This is a genomic window from Arthrobacter sp. H14 (assembly GCF_000520495.1).
Taxonomy (GTDB): domain Bacteria; phylum Actinomycetota; class Actinomycetes; order Actinomycetales; family Micrococcaceae; genus Arthrobacter_C.
Map to the genome: position 1 here is coordinate 8,718 of NZ_KI914654.1, position 2,484 is coordinate 11,201.

The 2,484-nt window shown below is 65.7% G+C and carries 3 protein-coding genes; 1 reads left to right on the forward strand and 2 read right to left on the reverse strand.

Annotated elements, in window-relative coordinates; genetic code table 11:
* The first annotated feature begins 24 nt into the window (after nt 1–24).
* Entirely contained in the window at nt 25–480 is a 456-nt protein-coding gene (locus Y707_RS0111555; RefSeq protein ID WP_026535206.1) for a universal stress protein, read from the forward strand.
* Between the two features lie 11 nt (nt 481–491).
* Here Y707_RS0111555 and egtB read toward each other — a convergent pair whose 3' ends face one another.
* Complete coding sequence (egtB, locus tag Y707_RS0111560; protein ID WP_026535207.1) at nt 492–1,883, reverse strand: ergothioneine biosynthesis protein EgtB; 1,392 nt, start codon at nt 1,881–1,883, stop codon at nt 492–494.
* The coding region (locus Y707_RS25390; protein ID WP_216699243.1) for a glutamate-cysteine ligase family protein at nt 1,880–2,484 on the reverse strand (605 nt) is incomplete at its 5' end. The genes egtB and Y707_RS25390, both read right to left, overlap by 4 nt.

Below are 2,484 nucleotides of genomic sequence, written 5' to 3' on the forward strand. Positions count from 1 at the left end.
ATGTCGGGACTAAGGAATCTTCAGATGGACCAGAACCCAACAGGAGCAAAAATCGTCGTCGGCGTCGACGGCTCCGAACCGTCGATAGAGGCGCTGCGATACGCCGCCAGCCTCGCGCCGGCTTTGGGCGCGAAGATCCATGCGGTCGCCTGCTGGCACTTTCCATACTTGTATGCTGGCATTGTCGAAGCCGCCGACGTCCAGGAGTATGAGAATTCCGCGCGGCAGTCCCTCGAAGAGGCGATTAAAAGGGCGTTCGACGGCCGGGAACAGCCCGACATCCATACGTCGGTACTCAATGGTCCAGCGGCGTCGACCCTGATAGATGCCAGCGAAGGCGCCAACATGCTGATCCTCGGACGGCGTGGGCACGGCGGCTTTAGCGGACTGCGGCTTGGCTCTGTCAGTACCGCGTGCGTCTCGCATGCAACATGTCCGGTGCTGGTGGTTCACGGCGGCGGCAAGCGGCATTCGCACTGACGGACTGGCGCCTAAGCGTTACGGGCGGTGCGGAAACCTGAGAAGATCTGGCGGCGGATGGGAAAGTCCCAGTTCCGGAAGGTGCCGCGGCAAGCCGTGGGGTCCGCCGCCCACGAACCGCCGCGCAGGACCTTGTAGCCACTACCAAAAAACATCGCGCTGTATTCCTCGTACGGAAAAACGGTGAAGCCCGGATACGGCCTGAAGCCGCTGGACACCCACTCCCAAACGTCACCCATGAGTTGCTGAATCCCCAGCGGCGAAGCACCCTTCGGATAGGAGCCAGCCGGGGAGGGGCGCAGCGCCGCTCCACCCAGATTCGCGTGCTCCGGCCCTGGATCGGCGTCGCCCCAGGGATACCGCAGCGAACGGCCTGACTGCGGATCCCAGCGGGCGGCCTTCTCCCACTCCGTTTCGGTTGGCAATCGCCGTCCGGCCCAGCGGGCAAAGGCGTCTGCCTCATACCAGCAGACATGTTGAACGGGTTCATCGGCAGGGACGGGTTCGACGACGCCGAACCTGCGCCGCAGGCAGCGGTTTCCGTCGCGCGCCCAGTACTTGGGCGCCTCGAGGCCCGCAGCGTTGCTGTGGTTCCAGCCCTCGGTGGTCCACCAGCGGGAGTCCCGGTAGCCGCCGTCGTCGATAAATTCCTGGAAGCCGGCGTTGGTGACGGGAAAAGCGTCGATCCAAAAGGCGGGAAGATCTACTTGGTGAGCCGGGCGTTCGTTATCCATGGCCCACGGTTCCAGCGAGGTGCCCATCGTGAAGCTGCCCGCGGGAACCAAGACCTCCGGAGCAAGCCTCGCCGCGGTGGGCGACTCATTTACGGATGCACCCTGGGCCCCATTCCCGGTGGTGGATCCGGGCGCCGGCAACGTGCCGGATGTGGCCCCCGTGCCGTGAAGCAGCGGTTCACCCGTCCGCAGTTGGTGGGTGACGAGCATCGTCTCGGCGTGCTGCTGCTCGTGCTGGATCATCATGCCGAACAGGAAACCACGGTCCTCCAGAGGCGGCCCCTCCAGCCGGCTGTGTTCGAGGATGTTCAGAGCCTTGGCACGGACCTCGGCGATATACTGCCGCGATTCGTTCGGCCTCAGGAGCGGCAGGGACGGCCGGACGCTGCGGGGGAACTCGAAAGCGTCGTAATAGCGGCGGATGTCGCAGCGCAGCGGCTCCATCCTGCCGACGTCGTGCAATAGCCACTGCTCCTCCTGGCTTCCCACGTGCGCCAGATCCCAGACCAGCGGCGACATCAGCGGCGAATGCTGTTTGAGCAACTCCTCATCATCGAAGTCCGACAACGAGAGGACCCGGTTGCGGGCGCGTTCGAAGCCGTTGGCGATCAGCGACCTGAGGGTTTCGGCGCCGGCGGCATCCGGTCCGGGAACGTAGGCGATAGTCACGACAGCAGTCCACCTTCGGGCGGATCGAAGTAGCTGCCCGTGCGGCGCCACAGCTCCACCCAGTCATCCGCCGGGCAGCGTCCCCGGGCGGTGTACCGCTCGACGAACCCCTCTGTGCGGGTCATCGTTTCGCCGTCGGCCCCCAGCCGGTCGAGAGCCCCGAGTGCAGCTTCGGCACAGGACAGAGCGGCCGCCGCGATCACCGGATCGGCCAACCCATCCCTGGCTGCCGCGGACACCGGGTTCGGCAGGCTGGCCAACGGTGCGCAGGCGTCGGCGGCAAGATCCGCAACCCGTTCGTCGTCGACGAGCGTCGCCGTCATCGCCGCTACAGCTTCCCAATCACTGCCCGCCTGTGCGTCGATGACCCGCAGCTCCAGGAATCCGCGCGGCCGGACATGTGGAAACAAAGTGGTGAGGTGGTAGTCGACATCCCTCAGCGTCGCTGCCCTGGGGTCCTCGCCGCGCAACCAGTCCCGCATCGTTAATCCGCGCGGAGCCTGCCAGGAACCGTCGGATGATGGAATGCAAAGCACATAAGCGTCGAGGGCGTAGCGGGCCCAGGCGGCGGGCGGATCGTCCGACGGCGGGCGGAGCCGCC

Coding starts and splice junctions, on each gene's coding strand:
- Y707_RS0111555 (WP_026535206.1), top strand. CDS start 25: ATGGACCAGAACCCAACAGGAGCAAAAATCGTCGTCGGCGTCGACGGC.